This is a genomic window from Chengkuizengella sp. SCS-71B, from assembly GCF_040100845.1.
Taxonomy (GTDB): Bacteria; Bacillota; Bacilli; order Paenibacillales; family KCTC-33759; genus Chengkuizengella.
This window is the reverse complement of the sequence record NZ_JAZHSH010000001.1, coordinates 3,569,898-3,586,808: the sequence shown is the minus strand read 5'-3', so window position 1 is coordinate 3,586,808 and position 16,911 is coordinate 3,569,898. Positions and strand designations below refer to the sequence as shown.

Below are 16,911 nucleotides of genomic sequence, written 5' to 3'. Positions count from 1 at the left end.
GAAAACGTAAGCATCAGCACTTGATCAAAATAAATAGGTGGGAGGTGAGGAATGAACCATGAGGATTCTAATGACGTCAAAACCTATTTTAGAACATATTTTAGTTTTGTATAATATAGGTCAAACACTTGCTAAACAAGGAGTGGAAATATTTGTTTTAAATGCACCTGGCTTTAAAGATATACCCATTATGGAGCATTGGAACTTTATTGAGAGCAAATGTAAAGAAATGTCTTTTGAAGATAACGCTACATTCCAATCGTTAGCTCACGAAATTAAAAATGAATTTCAGCAAGAAGAACAACATTTAATAGAAATGTTAAGTGTGATTGAACATCATCATATAGATGTTGTGTTATTGGATTCTAGTCTGTCTGGTGCCTCCTACGCATGTGAAATAAAGAAAATCCCATGGTTTAGTGTTGAACCGGCTAGCTTTACTTTAGAAGCAAAACAAGAAAATGAGCCTGAAGAGAACGAAACGATTATTCTCTTTATGCAGAGATATTTAAATCAGTTAAGAAAAAAATATCAATTAACACCACTTCCACGCAGCTACAGATCAAACATTTCATATGTTGGTGTTTCCCCTTATTTGCACATGATCCCAGCGAACAATATCAATGAAGTAAACACACCCAGTCATTTTTTCTTTATCGGTCCACAGTTATATAAAAACAGCAAACAATATTTTAAAAAGACCAAATTTCATCATCATGTGTTGATAGAGACATTAACTTATGATAATCCTCAATTTTTAATGCAAACTGTTCATTTTATTGAAGAATGTATTCGTTCATTGCACGATAAAGAAAACCTCATCATACGTTGCACATCGTCTATGATGCAAAAGATCAAGGTGAAGCAAAAAAACGTGTTATTCGTTGATTGTAAAAAACATCAAGTGATGCCCTATTTAAATTGTAAATTAGTTCTGAACCAAGGAAGTTATGGTTCGTTTTTTAACAGTATTAAAAACAAAATACCACAAATATCCGTGCCACAAGGATGGGATAGTCGATACTTTACTAACTTTGTTGATAGAGATGGTTTAGGTGAAATTGTTGAGCCTTCTGAATGTTCACAAATAAAAATTTTAGAACAATATAACAAAATAATGTCGAATTTTTCATATTATCGAGATAATATTATACATTTTGATGATAAATGTAAAAAAATTGATCCTACTTTTAAAATAATAAATATATTCAGGAGTATAAAATAACAAAATTAGCTGGTAGTTTGTCTAGAAAAACTGAGTCATTAAATAATACATATAGGTAAACTAAAAAATATAAGAATGAGCTTTTTGAACGCATAATATTAATGGGAGCGGTGGTAAAAATGGAACAATTTAAATCTGAATACGGTTTAAGTGAAGCTGAAGTTTTTATTATAGTAAAAAAAAATATTATAAAAATATTAAAAACAAAGGAGGAAATTGAAGATACCGATCACCTAGCTGAATATGGATTTGATTCCATTGGAATGATTGAATTAATCATTGATCTTGAAGAAAAGTTTCATATTTTATTTGATGATGAAGAGCTTCTGCCAGAAAACTTTCAAACGATAAATCAAATTACAAGGTTATGTATGGAAAAACTAGAATAGTTTACACAAAAATAAAATACGTTAAAGGAGGAATACAATGAATACGATACCTTCTTTGTTTCAAACGGACTTGAGAAAAATGGCACAAATAAAAGAGGTTGAAGTTGAAAAGTTCTGGAAATCATATCAGTTGAAAGAGCATAGTAGCAAGGATATTCTCTTAATCGTCACAGATGATTATAAAATTTTAGCCTATAGTTTATATTATGCTTTGTATACGAATAAAGTGGTGGAGGTTGCCTCTCCAACATTAATAGAAAAAAAAATCACTTCTCTAATAGAAAGGAAAGACATAAATTCAATCACTTTGCTAGGCATTTATCCCACAATTCAAAACAAACATTTATTGATAGTACAAAAGGTTTTATATCATCATTACTTTGACATTGATTTTGGATTTTTTGTACCTAAAAATAGTGAAGAGTTAGTGCACCAATTGGACAAAAGTTTAAAGTGTTTTAGTAGCAACAGTACTCAAAATGTATTAATCTTAAATACAAGCAAAGGAGAATTGCCAAAGTCAGCTCATTTGCAAACATTTTCATCTCAAACATTGAATAATAACGAATTGAAAGAGCTAGTTAGTAATCCATTAAAAACTTTTAATATGATCAGTCATGGTAGAGATAATGAGGTTTTACTCAACGATTCATTGTTATGCGGCAAACATTTAGATACATCCCTAAATGAATTTGACCATCATAAACTTCCACATTGTGCTCATTTTGGAGAATGTTTTTATTCAGAGGAGTTATTAATTAAAGCAACGGAAGTAGAGGCAGATGTTGTGTTTTTAAATACGTGTTTAGGATTTAGGATTGGGGAAGGTAACTTTGATCAAAATTACCTCTTAAGTGCTTCTTTTTTAAAGGGTAAAACTTCAGCGTTAATAGCCTCCCCTTTTATTAAAAATGGTCAATCATATGAAAATATATTGTTTCATTATTTACTAGCCAGCGGTGAAAGTTTAGGGAAAATTACAAGTCTATTAAATAAAAGTGCGCTGATTAATCATCACGATTTCCCGCAGCTATTTTTGTATGGAGATCCTACATTAACATTTAAAGAGCAGGATGAAAATGTAAGGGAATATGTAGAATTAACTTCATTGGATGATAACATTTTTGCATGTGAAGAAATGTGTTTCCTTTCTATTGAAGTCACAGACGAACGTATAAAAAAGGCGTTAATTAATAAAGAGCTAGATGTATTTGTATGTAATCAAAAACAAGAGGTTTATTACAACATTATTTATTTAAAAAATAAGGTTTATATTTATATTTATTCACTATATCCTTTGAAAAGGATAGAATTACAATTTAAATCGCCATTAAATATAACATCAATAGATCAATCCATCCAATTATTTGAAAATTTAAACAACTTTAATATTAACATTTTAAAATGTAAATCTCTTCTAAATGAAATAAAATCCTTGAAGAAAAATTTCTCAAATGTATCACAAGCTGCTGCTTTTTGTTTTTTCTATAAAGAAAAGCAAGAATTAACCCTCCATAAGATGAAAGAACTTATTAAAAGATGTGAGGAATTATTACTTGAACATCTCTTGAAAGTAACAAAAAAGCAAAGGTTTGGTTTTACAGAATCTTACTGGAATAATATAAATATGATAAGTGATTACAAGACTTCAACTCCATGTCCGTATTGTAAAGAGCCAAGTATACTTATACGTGGAACAGGCAAGGTCGATTATCAGTTTGAAAGAAATATGATCATGTGTCCTGTATGTGGCATTGTGAATGACCTCCCTAAAAATAGCTCTATATCAGTGAAAATCATTTCTGAAGAGTCCTTATCTGTTCACTCTACACATACCGTGTTGGTTCAAATCATAAATCATATGCCTCATTCCTGCACATTTTTAACAGGATTAGAATTTGTATATGGAAAAGGTGAGGGAGTGGAGGTGTTCGATCAAATACAGCAAGTCAAATGTAAACCAAATCAAGTGAAAGAAGTCATATTTCAAGTCAATTTAAGCCCTAAAACTCAAATTAATCAACATTGGCTATCTGCTTACGTGATAAGTAATCATGATATTTATAGTGCCCATAAAAATATTTGGACGAATAACTTGAAGTAGAAGCAAAGAAGTGAAGAGAGGTGAGATAGTGAAAAAAATTTTTTGGGGGTTAAGCGGTGGCTTAGGTCCTATTGTTCGAGCCGTACCTATTGCTGAATTTTTTAAAAAAAAAGGATATGAGATCAGCTTTAATACTTATGGTTCAAATGAAGAAAAATTTATACTGAACCTTGGTTATCATGTTTTAAGTGATTGGGATCATATTCCCCCTCCTGTGAAAAAATATACCTTTTTGCCTACTCCATTGTTTTATGATTTAAATACGTATTATGCAAGGTTTGGATTTATGGATGAACATTTTGTTGAAACTTTAATTATGGAAAGAATCAAGTTGTTGCAAGAATATCAACCGAACATTGTATTTTCTGATTTAAGCCTTCAGACAGCCATTGCTGCTAAATACCTAGATATCCCGCATATCACAATAAATCAATCCTGTTTTCATCCAGACGGCTTAAGAATAAGGTGGTGGGAAAACAAACCTGAAAACCTGCCTGACATTGTACATGTAGTAAATAAAGTATTAAGTAAATTGGGCTTGGATCATATTAGTTGTTTGGAAGAGTTAAATCGAGGGGAGCTGGATCTTATTCCAAGTTTACCGAGTTTTGACCCTATACATGCTGATAATGTGCTCTATACTGGCCCTCTAGTTAATGATTTTTTAATTGAGGAAGAGGTCCTGCCACAATCAGAGTTTCATCCTGATATTATGATTTATCCAGGGAGATTAAAGGATGGGGCAGGAAACTCAGGACTATTTGTTTTATACCATTCTTTGCTTACGCTCACCCAAAGTAACTATAAGGTTTTAGTATCCATTGCTAAAGATGAAACACTTCCTAAAGAAATAACGAATTTGTTAACTAATAATATAAAGATTGTCAGGTGGTTTAATCCTTCAATGATCAAAGACAAGAAACTGTTCATACATCATGGTGGTCATGGCAGTTGTATGGCTTCGCTGAAATATGAAACTCCTTCAATTATTATTCCAACGATATCAGAAAGAGAATTTAATGCAAGACAAGTCAAAAAGCTAGGGATAGGTGAATATGTAGTACCAGCGTATATGAATGAGGAAGTGATGCAGCGAGTGATATCGAAAGTGCTTCTTTCCAGCAGTTATAAAAATGAATTGAAAAAGCTGAATGAGAATGTAGATTATTGTTTAGATAATGTATTAACTAAAATACTAGATCATTTAACAGGAAGGAATGAATAAAATGATCCAAAAACTAAAAGTAGGAGTGATTGGAACAGGTGCGATTGCTCAGAATAGGCACATCCCCGAGTATAAAGAGAATAGATTTGTTGAACTCGTAGGCGTGGTTGATATAAATTTAAGCAGGGCTAAAGAAGTAGCGGATCAATTTAATATTCGAAACTATTATCAAAGTACAAAGGATTTAATTGAACACCATGACTTGGATATCATTTCAATATGTACACCCAATCATACACATACAGAGATTGCGAAAGCTTGTTTAAATAAAGGAATACATGTGTTGTGTGAAAAACCGTTATCCACTCATTATAAGGATGCTTTAGCTTTGAATAAATTAGCAGATGAAAAAAATGTGTATTTGGCAGTGGGTTTAAATCAGCGATTGGTGCCAGCACATCAGAAAATAAAAGAAATTTTAGACCATGGTGATTTTGGCAAAGTTTATCAAATCAAAGCTTCTTTTGGTCATAGCGGTCCAGAACATTGGAGTGTAGAAGGAGAGAAAAATTGGTTCTTTGAGAGAGAAAAAAGTTTTTTTGGGAGTTTAGGTGATTTGGGCATACATAAAATTGATCTTATTCGCTGGTTTTTAAATGAGGAGATCACTGAAGTATCTTCACTTAAATCTACGATTGAAAAACCTACAAATGTAGATGATAACGCGATCGTTATCATGAAAACTGAAGGGAATACATTATGTACGATAACAACCAGTTGGACCTACACACCTTGGGTTCATAATGAACTTATGATTTCTTGTGAATTTGGAACATTATTGTTAGAGCAAGACCCTGACAAACCTGGATTGACGATTTTAAAAGAAAATATGGAAGAAACAGTAGAAGTGGATTGGTTGATGAAAGAAAAAAGTGGGTACTGTCATTCAGGTTTAATCAATTATTTTGTGAATTCAGTAATGAGCAAGACTGAGCCTACTTTTATTTCTGCCAAAACGTTTCTAGGTACATTAAAAGCAACTTTTGCTGCGGAACAATCGGCAAAAACTAAACAAACTGTCTGTATCAAAGAATGATTAATTGCACTATATTACAATACTTGGACAAAATATAATGTTTATGGTATTTTTTAAACAGATATGAAAGTGAACTTTCTATCTTAGATGGACTTCAATGCACTTCACTTTTGTAAGTTGTTTTATAATGATTTATGGAGGGATTGTGTTATGGAAAAATTGTTTGAGAGAGTTGACACGATTATAATTCAGGTGAAGGATTATAAAGAAGCTGGACAGTGGTATATGGATCGGTTGGGTTTAGAATCCTCTTTTGAAGATCCAAAAGAAAAGTACATCGTGTTAAAAGTTTCAGAAACGCCAATTACTTTACATGAAGTTCCAAATGTTACAACGCCTCAGAATAGCTGTTATCCTATTTTATACGTAAAAGATATTGAAAAAGTTCATAAACATTTACAAGAAAGAAATGTGCAGGTAGAGGAAATTCAAGCAGATGGCTCTGTATCGTTTTTTGATTTTTATGATTTATACGGAAATAAATTAGAAGTCTGCCATTTCTAACAAAATATCAAAAATAACAGGAAGCTTCTAAATATATACTGAGAAATACATGTCAGCATCCTTCATAATATAATTAAGTATTTGGCCAAATCTTAATCATATTATGAAGGATGTGTTTTTTATGTTTAAAAGTTTATTAAAAGAAAGTCTATTGAAAAAAATTAAAATGTCTTTACCAACATCTAATAGTTCTACTATTTTAGAACTACCAGATGGCAGAACTGAAAAGTTAGAGTTCACTCAAGTGAAAGCTACTCAATTCACTGTATCTGATTCAGATTTTGAATTAAAAAGTGGAGTAAATGTGGAGTTGGATATTCACAATGTAAATCTTGAAGCAACGTCTAAAGTATTATGGCCAGGTGAAAAAGTCACTGTTAAGGGTGGTTTAGAATCACATGGACATGCTTTAAAAGGAGTAGTAAATATTCCAATAAATAAAACGATTCATGATGGTGTTAGAGGAGAATCTTGGTTATATTGGAAAATCGAAACACCAGAAGGTGTGTTGATGAATGACAAACCAATCCACATGGTTGGTGAAGTGAAAGGTCTTCCACCACAAGATTCTGAGTTCCGTTCAGAAGATGTTATTACTTTGAACAACGAAAAAGGTGAATTTGCTGGCACAATTTATAACTGCTGCCAATCAAATTAATCTAGCTATTATACTGACAAAAGCAATTTGCTTTTGTCAGTATTTTAAAACAATTCTGGAGGTAATTTATGTGTGTCTCAAAAAAAATTTTGATAGAACGTGAAATTGAAAAAGTATTTTGGTCTATCGCTCACATAGACGGCATAACAAGTTGGTTAGCGGATAGCGGTTATCACGAAAGTAACGACGAATTGCAAGTAAGAGACAAGTTTCATTACCAATATGGAAACATAACCAATACAGGATTTGTTTTTAAAAAGCTTCCTCCTAAAATGATTGAATTAAGAAACATATATAAAATTAGCTTTAACAACGAGAAACGAATTATGCCTTTGAGGACTTTATTTTCTTTAGAATCATTTGATGAGAATAATACATTGTTACAAGTTGATATTTTTGGTTTTCATAGAAATTATGGCAAGAACATAAAAGATATTTTTGACTATACCTATAATAAAGTGTTATTGAACTTAAAATCTGTAAACGAAACCGGAATTGATTGTAGAAAACAGCTTTTTAAAGAGAATAACTTGGGTATCCTTTTTACAGAAAAAAGTACGGATAATCATACGCAATGCATCACCATTACACAGATTAAAAAAGGCACATTGGCTGAAAAAATAAACCTCAAACCACATGATATCATTGAGCAGATTAATGGAATGAAAGTGAATAGCTATAAAGAGTTTTCCAGATTAATGGATTGTTCACAGTTTAAACTCAAAGACTTAATAATCAAAAGAGAAAATGAAAGAAAAATCTTATATATGCGTGGTGAAGCAATTGAATTATGATGTGATTATCACAGGAGCAAGGTGTGCAGGTGCTTCTTTAGCTATTTTACTAGGACAATTAGGATACAAAGTACTATTGTTGGATCGTTCTCAATTTCCTAGCAATACTACATCAACACATATTGTAGGTGAGATTGATATTTATAAAGAATTAGGAGTTTTTGACCAATTACAAAAATCGGGTGCTCCTAGCCTCCATAGAATGCGAATTGATTTGGATGGTACTTTTTTTGAATCAGATATCATTGTTACAAAAAGGGCATTAGGTTTAAGAAGAACAGAATTTGATTACATTTTATTACAAGAAGCTTCTTCATTTTCGAATGTTACAGTAAAACAAAACCATAAAGTGAATAAAGTTCTCAAGGACAATGAGGGTAAAACGATTGGTGTTGAAGTGAAGAATAAAGATGGTGTAACCAAACAATATGGAACAATAGTCGTAGGAGCTGATGGTAGAAATTCTACGATAGCTTCCGAAGTTCAATCCCCATATATCTATGAATCAGAAATGATGAGAGCTGGAATTTATGGCTACTTCAAAGATGTAAATCCTCTTACACACCCTTGTGTAGAATGGTATTTCAATCAAGGTGACATTATTTTTTGCACTCCTACTAACGATGATTTACATACCATTTTAGTTATGCCACATCCCGATCACTATAGGAATATGAAACAAAATACCAAAGCAACTTTGCTAAACTCTATTATGAAGAACAAGAACTTACGTTTAAGATTAGAAAATGCTTCTATTGTAGATGGGGTAAAAGGCATAGGTCCATTAAAGATGTTTATCAGACATTCATTTGGACCTGGTTGGGCTTTAGTCGGTGATGCGGGAGCATGGGTTCATCCAGTTTCAGGAACAGGTATGGATGATGCAGTTTTATCCGCAAAAGAATTAAGCATTGCCGTAGATTTATATTTTAAAGGTATCAAATCGTGGGAAGATGCACTCCATGATTATCAAACCAAAAGAGATGAAATCATCAATATACAAATCAACCGTGCGATATCTACTCTTCAAAGGGCTGATCAGCCGCTATCAGCTGAAAAACAAGCGTGGTTAAAACTGATTTGTACATTCCCCAGTATTGTACATGACCTTGGCAACAAAGGCAGTGACGTTTTAGATTTTTTACATTTTAAGAATCAAGATGACCTTAAAATGTTAGTGAGTTTGGAAAAAAGAAAAATTATTAATGAAATGAGGAGGAGTCATCCATGATCAATTCAGAATTAAACAAAACAATCAATATCATTCACATTGAATCATCCATTGAAAAAGTATGGAGAGGTATAGCTCTACCTGTTGGATCAAATGCATACTTAAGCGATAAAGCTCAAACGACAGGAGACCCGCAAAATCCACAACCAGGTGATGTGTTTCATTTTATATATGGGGACATAGAGAATGAAAGCAAATGTGTTGAATCAGAATTTCCTACAAGGTTTAGATTGTTAGATCAATATCAATCTATGTTACCAGATGGGACATTGGTTCCTTATAACTTAGATACAACATTTAAATTAAAGCAAATGGATGAAATGGTTGAACTTACTGTAGAAGTTACGGGTTATGGGGAAGAACCACATGATTTATGGATTAGAGAATGCATGGAAACAGGATGGAGACGTTCATTGATCAATCTTAAATGCGTGCTGGAATTAGGCTTGGATTTACGAAATGAGTTGTTTGGTTATCCTAGAATAGGTGTGAATAATACTGGAGTATCAGACTATTATTCCGCAACCTATAATTTAGAACTAGGCAAAGGGAATTATATATTGGAATGTTTCCCAGGTGGTCCCGCATATGAGGTGGGTATTCGTAAAGGTGATGTGATTACAACAATATCAGATCAACCTGTTAACAATTATTGTGAGTTTGTGATGGAGCTTTCAAAAAGCTACAGCACCAAAAAAGAAATTTATATCGAATATTTACGAAATGGGCAAATGCACACTGCGATTTTAAACCCAACTTATGATGATCGTTTTACGGGACTGATCGATCCTGATACAAATTCAGAAGATTTAGTAGAAATTAGGAAGCAAAGAAAGGAAACAAGACTTAACAGATAGTTGCTGGTGTCAGAAGACCCAGCACAGGAAGTGCTGATGTAGAAAAGTTTTGAGATAAGGAGTTGTATAATTTGAGTTCATATTTTGACCACGTTGCTAATAAGTATGATGAGACAAGACACATTCCTGAAAGATCATTTCAAAAATTAATAGATTTTATCATAGATTTAACAGCACTGGATATCAATCATTCCAAGATTTTAGATATTGGAGTTGGAACAGGAAGAACCGCTCTGCCTTTAGTTGAAATGGGATACGAATATACTGGGGTAGATATATCTAAAAACATGTTATCCCAATTTTTAATTAAACTTGGAGGGCACATTCCCAAAAATTTGACACTTTTACATCAAGATCTATTAGATATTCACTTTTTAGATAAATCTTTTTCCCATATTTTTTCTTACCATGTTCTCTATTTTATTGAAGAGAAATCCCTTTTAGTAGAAAAGATTAAACGACTTTTAAAAAATGGTGGGACTTATATACATTGTGATGAAATTTTGCTAAACAACTTTTATATAGATGATCTGACAAAACAGTGGTACATGCTTGCAAGTCAAGGCAATCGCAAATTGGAGGAAATGTTGGCTGAAAGTGATGGAACAATTTCAGATAAAGAAGATGTGGTATATAAACTAAAAAGTACACTTGAGCAACTTCATTTTAAAACAGAAATTATAAAAGGACCTAAATGGATTCAAAAAATGAGTAAAAATGATTTGATCTCTTATTTTGAAAATAGGCGGGATATCTATACTGGGCATTTAACAGAGGCGGAAAGAGAAAGGATATTTATGGAATGGAAAACGATAGTTGATAAAAAATGGGGAAGTACGCCAGAAAAATTCATTAGAAAACAGCTATATGTTCTTAAATTTGTAAAAGAAGGAGAACATACATGTTAAATTTTCATGAATACCTGAAATACTTAAAGAAACATAAAGTATTTGGCATGATGACTGAGGATGAATTACAAGCACTGCTTTTATGTGTCATGAACCATGATGTAGATGGTGACATCGTAGAAATCGGTGCTTGGGCCGGACTATCAACAATATTACTGGCGATGGGTGAAACTCTTTCTCGGTTACATAGAAGGGTGATAACGATAGATCATTTCAAAGGGAGTTTAGAGCATCAAGCAATGTTAAAAGGAAAATCAATGTATCCTATGTTCATGAGAAATATTACATTGTGTAAAGTGAAAGACAAAATTAAAGTGTTGCAAATGGATTCACAAGAAGCACATAAATTATTAGATCAACAGATTAGTATTTTGTTTCTTGACGGTTCTCATATGTACCCTCATGTAAAAAAGGAGCTCAAATACTATCCCGAAAAAGTCAAAAAAAATGGTCTAATACTCATTCACGATTATGAGCCACAATGGCAAACAAAAATTGCAGTAGATGAATGGATACAAGAAAACCAAGAATATGAAAAAGTTGTATTAATAAATACACTTTTAATTGTTAGAAAAAAATGATTCAGATTCCTTTTCATCTTGAACTGCTAATAAATGTTGCTAAATCAAGGAGGGGGATTTAATGAAATATCGTCGTTTAGGCAAAACAGGATTAAAAGTAAGTGAGATCGGTTTAGGAAGTTGGTTAATTGATGAACGTACATCAGAAGGTAATAATGCAGAAGCGATTGTTGATCGTGCTTATGAGTCAGGAATTAATTTTTTTGATAGCGCAAACTCCTACTCAAAGGGTACAGCAGAAGTGGTTTTAGGAAAAGCACTGAATAAATATCCTCGACATTCCTATGTAATAGCAACAAAAGTGTTTTTACCAATGGGAGGGGGTCCTAACGACAAGGGATTATCTCGTAAACATATCATGGAACAATGTGATGCAAGTTTAAAAAGACTGGGTGTAGAATACATAGATTTGTATCAGTGTCATCGTTATGATCCAGAAACACCTCTTGAGGAAACATTACGAGCATTAGATGATTTAGTCTCACAAGGAAAGATTTTATATGCTGGAGTAAGTGAATGGAGTGCAGACCAATTATACGATGCTGTCAGTTTGTCTAAAAAATTGAATTTACATCAGATTGCTTCTAATCAGCCTTATTATAATATGTTCCATCGTAATATAGAGAAAGAAATTATTCCTTTATCTGAACAAAAAGGAATAGGTCAGGTTGTTTATTCTCCATTAGCTCAAGGTGTTTTAACAGGTAAATATAAACCAGGAATAGCATTCCCCAAAGGTTCAAGAGCTTCCAATCACAAAGCCAATATGTATATGGGATATGTCCTTAAAGAAAAACAGCTGCAAAAGGTTGAGAAGCTAAAAGGGATAGCTGAAAGAAATGAAATTAGTGTTGCCCAACTAGCGCTTGCTTGGATTTTACGTTTACAAAACATCTCAAGCTGTATCATCGGTGCATCTCGAGCTGATCAAGTAAATGAAAATGTAAAGGCATCTGGGATAGAATTGTGTACTGAAGACTTACAAGAAATTGAGAGAATCTTAGATTATAAGAATGCACGGTAAAACAGCATTCATATACGGTTTATCAAATTTTTAAGTTCAAATATAGCCCCCCACCTAGCTCATATGTGGGGGGCATCTTACTATATTGGTGAACATGATTACTTTTGTTTTAGTGCCGCAATACATACTAACAAAAATCCAATTAAAAAGGAAGTTCCACCTATAGGAGCTAGTGCTCCGAAAATTCCAATATCAGTTAAGCTTAAGATATAGATACTTCCAGGAAATATGACAGTTCCAGCTACTAACATTCTTCCTGCCCACAATATAGAGCTACCTGACAGTTTATCCATCACTATTGCAACAATGATAACTGCAAGAGAACCAAATAAATGATACTGAACTGCAATTTGATAGGTTGAATATCGCTCCTCTGTTAATATATCTTGCAAAATGTGTGAGCCAAACGCTCCAAGTGCAACTGCTAAAAAGGCTAATATACTGCCCGTTATTAAGTGATTCTTCAAAAAAAGACCTCCACTTTAAATTATTGATCTGGTGAAAGTATATTTGAAACAATTAGATATTTCAACTTTTTCACGAAACTGTTGGATGTTATCCTGTAACTCACCTTTTCAGAAATATAAAAAATGTCAGTGGAAATCTAGAAAAAAGTGGATGAAACCACTTTAAAAAAACGCTTTACAATAATGTTAATGGTACTTATAATACAGATTATTATACTTGGGATGGAACCCAATTTATTCGTCAAGAATTGGATTGATCTATCCATGAATAAATATTCTGAATTACGATATTTATTTTCATATTTTCACCTAATTTCTTAAAATTTATGAATAATCTGTGTATGTTTTTTTACTTTAATGTGATAAAAAACGAACATTCTAAATCTGAATGGAGTAAATGTTCGTGAATTAGTTGACATAGCCATGTTACACTGTTAAACTAAAAACGAATTGAAAAAGTCATTATTATTTTAAAGAAGGACATAGTTAACGGATTTTTTATGTAAGGATAAATTAAATAAGTAATGGTAACTCATATAATATCGGGGATAAGGCCCGAAAGTATCTACCCAGAAACCGTAAATTTTTGGACTATGAGCAAAGTAATAAGATAAAAGTAGGGATTTATTCTCACTACATCGCTGATAGTATCTTTTTTTGTGGATAGAAAAGTTCCAATCAGCTCTTTTTATCTCTATTACTTTACATAGTTGTTATAAGGGTAGGTTCTTTGAACCTACTTTTCTTTTTTTTAAAATGTGGAGACGATCAGCACATCTTGTGTAAGTTCGGAGTATATTCTCAAAAAAGGTAGGGGTTTAAAATGTCAACAAACGCAAAGGTTGGAGTCATCATGGGTAGTCAATCTGACTGGGAGACAATGAAACATGCTTGTGATGTACTTGATGAGTTAGAAATTGCCTATGAAAAGAAAGTGGTTTCAGCACATCGAACGCCAGATCTTATGTTTGAATATGCTTCATCAGCAATTACGAAAGGTTTAAAAGTGATTATAGCCGGGGCAGGAGGTGCAGCTCATTTACCAGGTATGGTTGCAGCAAAAACAGAACTTCCTGTCATCGGTGTGCCTGTGAAGTCTTCAAACTTAAATGGATTAGATTCTTTGTTATCTATTGTTCAAATGCCTGGTGGGATTCCTGTTGCAACCGTCTCAATTGGTAAAGCAGGTGCTACAAACGCTGGGCTTTTAGCTGCGCAAATTTTAGGTGCTTTTGACGAAAATGTGCAGATGAGAATTACTAATAGGAGAGAAGAGATTAAACATACCGTTTTAGAAAGCAGTGAAAATTTATGACACAAGGTAAAGTAATTCTCCCAGGCAGTACAATTGGTATTTTAGGTGGGGGACAATTAGGTCGAATGATGGCTTTAGCAGGTCGTCAAATGGGTTATCGTTTTGTCACATTAGATCCTGTTGAAGATGGTCCATGTGGTCAGGTTGCAGATGAACAAATTATCGCTGATTATGATGATTTCAAAGCAGGTGGAAAACTAGCTGAACTTGCAGATGTTATTACTTATGAATTTGAAAATGTGGATGCTTCTGTAGCAGATATGTTGTTTAATAAATCTTATGTGCCACAAGGAAGTCAATTATTATATACCACCCAACATCGTTTAAGAGAGAAAACTGCAATAGAAGCTGCAAATGTACCTGTGGCTCCTTATGTTGAAATAAAAACTGAACAAGAGTTAACTGAGGCTGTTGAACGCTTCGGTGTCCCTTGTGTGTTGAAAACGGCTGTTGGTGGTTATGATGGAAAAGGACAATGGGTGATTCGTTCTATACAAGAGATTTCTGAAGCATTTAATACATTAAGTAAGGCAAAAACAGATTTAGTATTAGAGAAATTTATTCATTTTGAAAAAGAGTTATCCGTTGTAGCAGCTCGAAACATAGATGGACAAGTTAGTACTTTTCCAGTGGCTGAAAATATACATGTGGATAACATTTTGCATACCTCCATTGTTCCTGCAAGAATAAACGAAGAGATACAGGATAGAGCAAGACAACTTGCGACAAATATTGCTACATCCTTAAATGTGATTGGACTCATCGCTGTTGAAATGTTTTATACAAAAGATGGAGAGTTGTATGTAAATGAACTCGCTCCTCGTCCTCACAATTCTGGACATTATACAATGGATGCTTGTCATACTTCACAATTTGAGCAGCATATCCGTGCTATTTGTAACTTACCTTTACAACCTACAGAATTAATATGTCCTGTTGTGATGGTAAATATTTTAGGAGAACATGTTGACCCATTACTAAAGTGGATGAATCAGAATGGTCAAAGTTCAAATCAAGATTTAATCGTGAAAGTTCATTTATATGGTAAAAAAGAAGCTAAAGTAAAGCGTAAAATGGGTCACATAAATTTATTAACGACAAATATAGATCAAGCTTTAGAGTGGATTGACAATACAGGAATTTGGGAAAAAAAGTACTTAAGTAAAAAGGAAGGGGCTCTTTTATGATAGAACGTTATAGCAGGCCAGAAATGACAGCCATTTGGACAGAGGAAAATAAATTTAAAGCTTGGTTAGAAGTAGAACTCAATGCTTGTGAAGCTTGGTCAGAATTAGACGTTATTCCTAAGGAAGATGTAAAACTTTTAAGAGAAAAGGCAAGCTTTGATATAGATCGAATTTATGAGATTGAAAAAGAAACTAGACATGATGTTATTGCTTTTACTCGTGCTGTTTCTGAAACTGTTGGCCCTGAAAGAAAGTGGGTACATTACGGACTTACTTCAACGGATGTTGTGGATACTGCTAATGGTTATTTAATAAAACAAGCTAATGAAATTCTTGAAAAAGACATCATTCAATTTATATCCATTTTAAAAGAAAAAGCGATTGAGCATAAGGATACGGTCATGATGGGAAGAACACATGGTGTACATGCTGAGCCAACGACATTTGGGTTGAAAATGGCACTTTGGTACGAAGAAATGAATCGTAATTTAGACCGTTTTAAAAGAGCAGCTGATGGAGTCCAATTTGGTAAAATCTCCGGAGCTGTTGGAACGTATGCGAATATTGATCCTTTTATTGAGCAATATGTTTGTGAAAAATTAGGAACAAAAGCAGCGCCGATTTCAACACAAACGTTACAGCGTGATCGTCATGCTGATTATATGGCTACACTTGCGTTGATTGCGACTTCTTTAGATAAATTTGCAACAGAAATTCGTGCCTTGCAAAAAAGTGAATTTAGAGAAGTAGAAGAAGCTTTTGCAAAGGGACAAAAAGGATCATCAGCAATGCCTCATAAAAGAAATCCAATAGGCAGCGAGAACATTTCTGGATTATCTAGAGTGATCAGAGGACATATGGTATCTGCATACGAAAATGTGCCATTATGGCATGAAAGAGATATTTCTCATTCCTCTGTTGAACGTGTGATTTTACCAGATGCTACGATTCTATTAAATTATATGTTGAATCGTTTTGGAAACATTGTGAAAAACTTAACCGTCTTCCCAGAAAATATGAAAAAGAACATTAAAAGAACGTTTGATGTGCCATTCTCAGGTAGAGTGATGACAAAACTGATAGATAAAGGTTTAAGTAGAGAACAAGCTTATGATACCGTTCAACCTCGTGCTATGCAAGCTTGGGAACAGCAGAAGTCATTCCGAGAAATAGTAGAAAACGAACCGGAAATCAACCAGCATTTATCTGCTGAAGAAATTGAAGATTGCTTTAATCCGAAATGGCATTTAAAACATGTAAATACAATCTTTGAACGTTTGGGTTTAATATAGAAGGAATGACATCACTGATGGATTAAATCCCCGATACGATGGTTGCTGGGGTCCACGAAAAGTATTCGGCAACTTCGAATATTGTTCACTTTTTGGGGTATTTTTGAAAGGAGG

The 16,911-nt window shown here is 33.3% G+C and carries 17 protein-coding genes and 1 riboswitch; of the genes, 16 read left to right on the top strand and 1 reads right to left on the bottom strand.

Annotated features, from left to right (window positions below):
• Positions 1 to 58: 58 nt before the first annotated feature.
• From VQL36_RS17600 to VQL36_RS17540, 13 genes are all read left to right on the top strand, one after another.
• Positions 59 to 1,225, top strand: a complete 1,167-nt coding sequence (locus VQL36_RS17600) for a hypothetical protein (RefSeq protein WP_349250556.1) — start codon at positions 59 to 61, stop codon at positions 1,223 to 1,225.
• A gap of 119 nt (positions 1,226 to 1,344) precedes the next feature.
• The gene (locus VQL36_RS17595; RefSeq protein WP_349250555.1) at positions 1,345 to 1,614 is read left to right on the top strand and encodes an acyl carrier protein; all 270 of its coding nucleotides are present in this window, start codon (positions 1,345 to 1,347) and stop codon (positions 1,612 to 1,614) included.
• A 37-nt stretch (positions 1,615 to 1,651) separates the two neighbouring features.
• A complete protein-coding gene (locus VQL36_RS17590) occupies positions 1,652 to 3,718 on the top strand; it encodes a hypothetical protein (protein ID WP_349250554.1) in 2,067 nt (688 codons plus the stop codon).
• A gap of 28 nt (positions 3,719 to 3,746) precedes the next feature.
• Complete coding sequence (locus VQL36_RS17585) at positions 3,747 to 4,943, top strand: nucleotide disphospho-sugar-binding domain-containing protein (RefSeq protein WP_349250553.1); 1,197 nt, start codon at positions 3,747 to 3,749, stop codon at positions 4,941 to 4,943.
• A 1-nt stretch (position 4,944) separates the two neighbouring features.
• Complete coding sequence (locus VQL36_RS17580) at positions 4,945 to 5,979, top strand: Gfo/Idh/MocA family oxidoreductase (protein WP_349250552.1); 1,035 nt, start codon at positions 4,945 to 4,947, stop codon at positions 5,977 to 5,979.
• Positions 5,980 to 6,129: 150 nt separating this feature from the next.
• Positions 6,130 to 6,483, top strand: a complete 354-nt coding sequence (locus VQL36_RS17575; protein ID WP_349250551.1) for a VOC family protein — start codon at positions 6,130 to 6,132, stop codon at positions 6,481 to 6,483.
• 121 nt (positions 6,484 to 6,604) lie between these two features.
• Entirely contained in the window at positions 6,605 to 7,141 is a 537-nt protein-coding gene (locus VQL36_RS17570; protein WP_349250550.1) for a hypothetical protein, read from the top strand.
• A gap of 68 nt (positions 7,142 to 7,209) precedes the next feature.
• Entirely contained in the window at positions 7,210 to 7,935 is a 726-nt protein-coding gene (locus VQL36_RS17565) for a PDZ domain-containing protein (RefSeq protein ID WP_349250549.1), read from the top strand.
• Positions 7,916 to 9,166 (top strand): NAD(P)/FAD-dependent oxidoreductase, encoded by a 1,251-nt coding sequence (locus VQL36_RS17560; RefSeq protein WP_349250548.1) that lies wholly within the window; start codon positions 7,916 to 7,918, stop codon positions 9,164 to 9,166. The genes VQL36_RS17565 and VQL36_RS17560 overlap by 20 nt, the downstream gene beginning before the upstream one ends.
• The gene (locus tag VQL36_RS17555) at positions 9,163 to 10,023 is read left to right on the top strand and encodes a PDZ domain-containing protein (RefSeq protein ID WP_349250547.1); all 861 of its coding nucleotides are present in this window, start codon (positions 9,163 to 9,165) and stop codon (positions 10,021 to 10,023) included. The genes VQL36_RS17560 and VQL36_RS17555 overlap by 4 nt, the downstream gene beginning before the upstream one ends.
• Positions 10,024 to 10,094: 71 nt before the next feature.
• Entirely contained in the window at positions 10,095 to 10,931 is an 837-nt protein-coding gene (locus VQL36_RS17550; protein ID WP_349250546.1) for a class I SAM-dependent methyltransferase, read from the top strand.
• A complete protein-coding gene (locus VQL36_RS17545) occupies positions 10,925 to 11,512 on the top strand; it encodes a class I SAM-dependent methyltransferase (RefSeq protein ID WP_349250545.1) in 588 nt (195 codons plus the stop codon). The genes VQL36_RS17550 and VQL36_RS17545 overlap by 7 nt, the downstream gene beginning before the upstream one ends.
• Before the next feature lie 61 nt (positions 11,513 to 11,573).
• Positions 11,574 to 12,536: an aldo/keto reductase family protein gene (locus VQL36_RS17540; protein ID WP_349250544.1), complete on the top strand. Its 963-nt coding sequence runs from the start codon at positions 11,574 to 11,576 to the stop codon at positions 12,534 to 12,536.
• Between the two features lie 98 nt (positions 12,537 to 12,634).
• On the opposite strand, the gene VQL36_RS17535 is transcribed toward VQL36_RS17540, so the two are convergent.
• Positions 12,635 to 13,003 (bottom strand): DUF423 domain-containing protein, encoded by a 369-nt coding sequence (locus VQL36_RS17535; protein WP_162037364.1) that lies wholly within the window; start codon positions 13,001 to 13,003, stop codon positions 12,635 to 12,637.
• 512 nt (positions 13,004 to 13,515) lie between these two features.
• Positions 13,516 to 13,617, top strand: a riboswitch (purine riboswitch).
• Positions 13,618 to 13,826: 209 nt separating this feature from the next.
• Here VQL36_RS17535 and purE point away from each other — a divergent pair.
• Genes purE through purB form a run of 3 tightly spaced genes read left to right on the top strand, consistent with a single transcriptional unit; the run spans position 13,827 to position 16,797 of the window.
• Positions 13,827 to 14,318, top strand: a complete 492-nt coding sequence (purE, locus tag VQL36_RS17530) for a 5-(carboxyamino)imidazole ribonucleotide mutase (protein ID WP_349250543.1) — start codon at positions 13,827 to 13,829, stop codon at positions 14,316 to 14,318.
• A complete protein-coding gene (purK, locus tag VQL36_RS17525; RefSeq protein ID WP_349250542.1) occupies positions 14,315 to 15,505 on the top strand; it encodes a 5-(carboxyamino)imidazole ribonucleotide synthase in 1,191 nt (396 codons plus the stop codon). The genes purE and purK overlap by 4 nt, the downstream gene beginning before the upstream one ends.
• The gene (gene purB, locus VQL36_RS17520) at positions 15,502 to 16,797 is read left to right on the top strand and encodes an adenylosuccinate lyase (RefSeq protein WP_349250541.1); all 1,296 of its coding nucleotides are present in this window, start codon (positions 15,502 to 15,504) and stop codon (positions 16,795 to 16,797) included. The genes purK and purB overlap by 4 nt, the downstream gene beginning before the upstream one ends.
• Positions 16,798 to 16,911 lie beyond the last annotated feature (114 nt).

Coding starts and splice junctions, on each gene's coding strand:
- VQL36_RS17545 (WP_349250545.1), top strand. CDS start 10,925: ATGTTAAATTTTCATGAATACCTGAAATACTTAAAGAAACATAAAGTA.
- VQL36_RS17575 (WP_349250551.1), top strand. CDS start 6,130: ATGGAAAAATTGTTTGAGAGAGTTGACACGATTATAATTCAGGTGAAG.
- VQL36_RS17590 (WP_349250554.1), top strand. CDS start 1,652: ATGAATACGATACCTTCTTTGTTTCAAACGGACTTGAGAAAAATGGCA.
- VQL36_RS17555 (WP_349250547.1), top strand. CDS start 9,163: ATGATCAATTCAGAATTAAACAAAACAATCAATATCATTCACATTGAA.
- purE (WP_349250543.1), top strand. CDS start 13,827: ATGTCAACAAACGCAAAGGTTGGAGTCATCATGGGTAGTCAATCTGAC.
- VQL36_RS17570 (WP_349250550.1), top strand. CDS start 6,605: ATGTTTAAAAGTTTATTAAAAGAAAGTCTATTGAAAAAAATTAAAATG.
- purB (WP_349250541.1), top strand. CDS start 15,502: ATGATAGAACGTTATAGCAGGCCAGAAATGACAGCCATTTGGACAGAG.
- VQL36_RS17540 (WP_349250544.1), top strand. CDS start 11,574: ATGAAATATCGTCGTTTAGGCAAAACAGGATTAAAAGTAAGTGAGATC.
- VQL36_RS17600 (WP_349250556.1), top strand. CDS start 59: ATGAGGATTCTAATGACGTCAAAACCTATTTTAGAACATATTTTAGTT.
- purK (WP_349250542.1), top strand. CDS start 14,315: ATGACACAAGGTAAAGTAATTCTCCCAGGCAGTACAATTGGTATTTTA.
- VQL36_RS17565 (WP_349250549.1), top strand. CDS start 7,210: ATGTGTGTCTCAAAAAAAATTTTGATAGAACGTGAAATTGAAAAAGTA.
- VQL36_RS17595 (WP_349250555.1), top strand. CDS start 1,345: ATGGAACAATTTAAATCTGAATACGGTTTAAGTGAAGCTGAAGTTTTT.
- VQL36_RS17580 (WP_349250552.1), top strand. CDS start 4,945: ATGATCCAAAAACTAAAAGTAGGAGTGATTGGAACAGGTGCGATTGCT.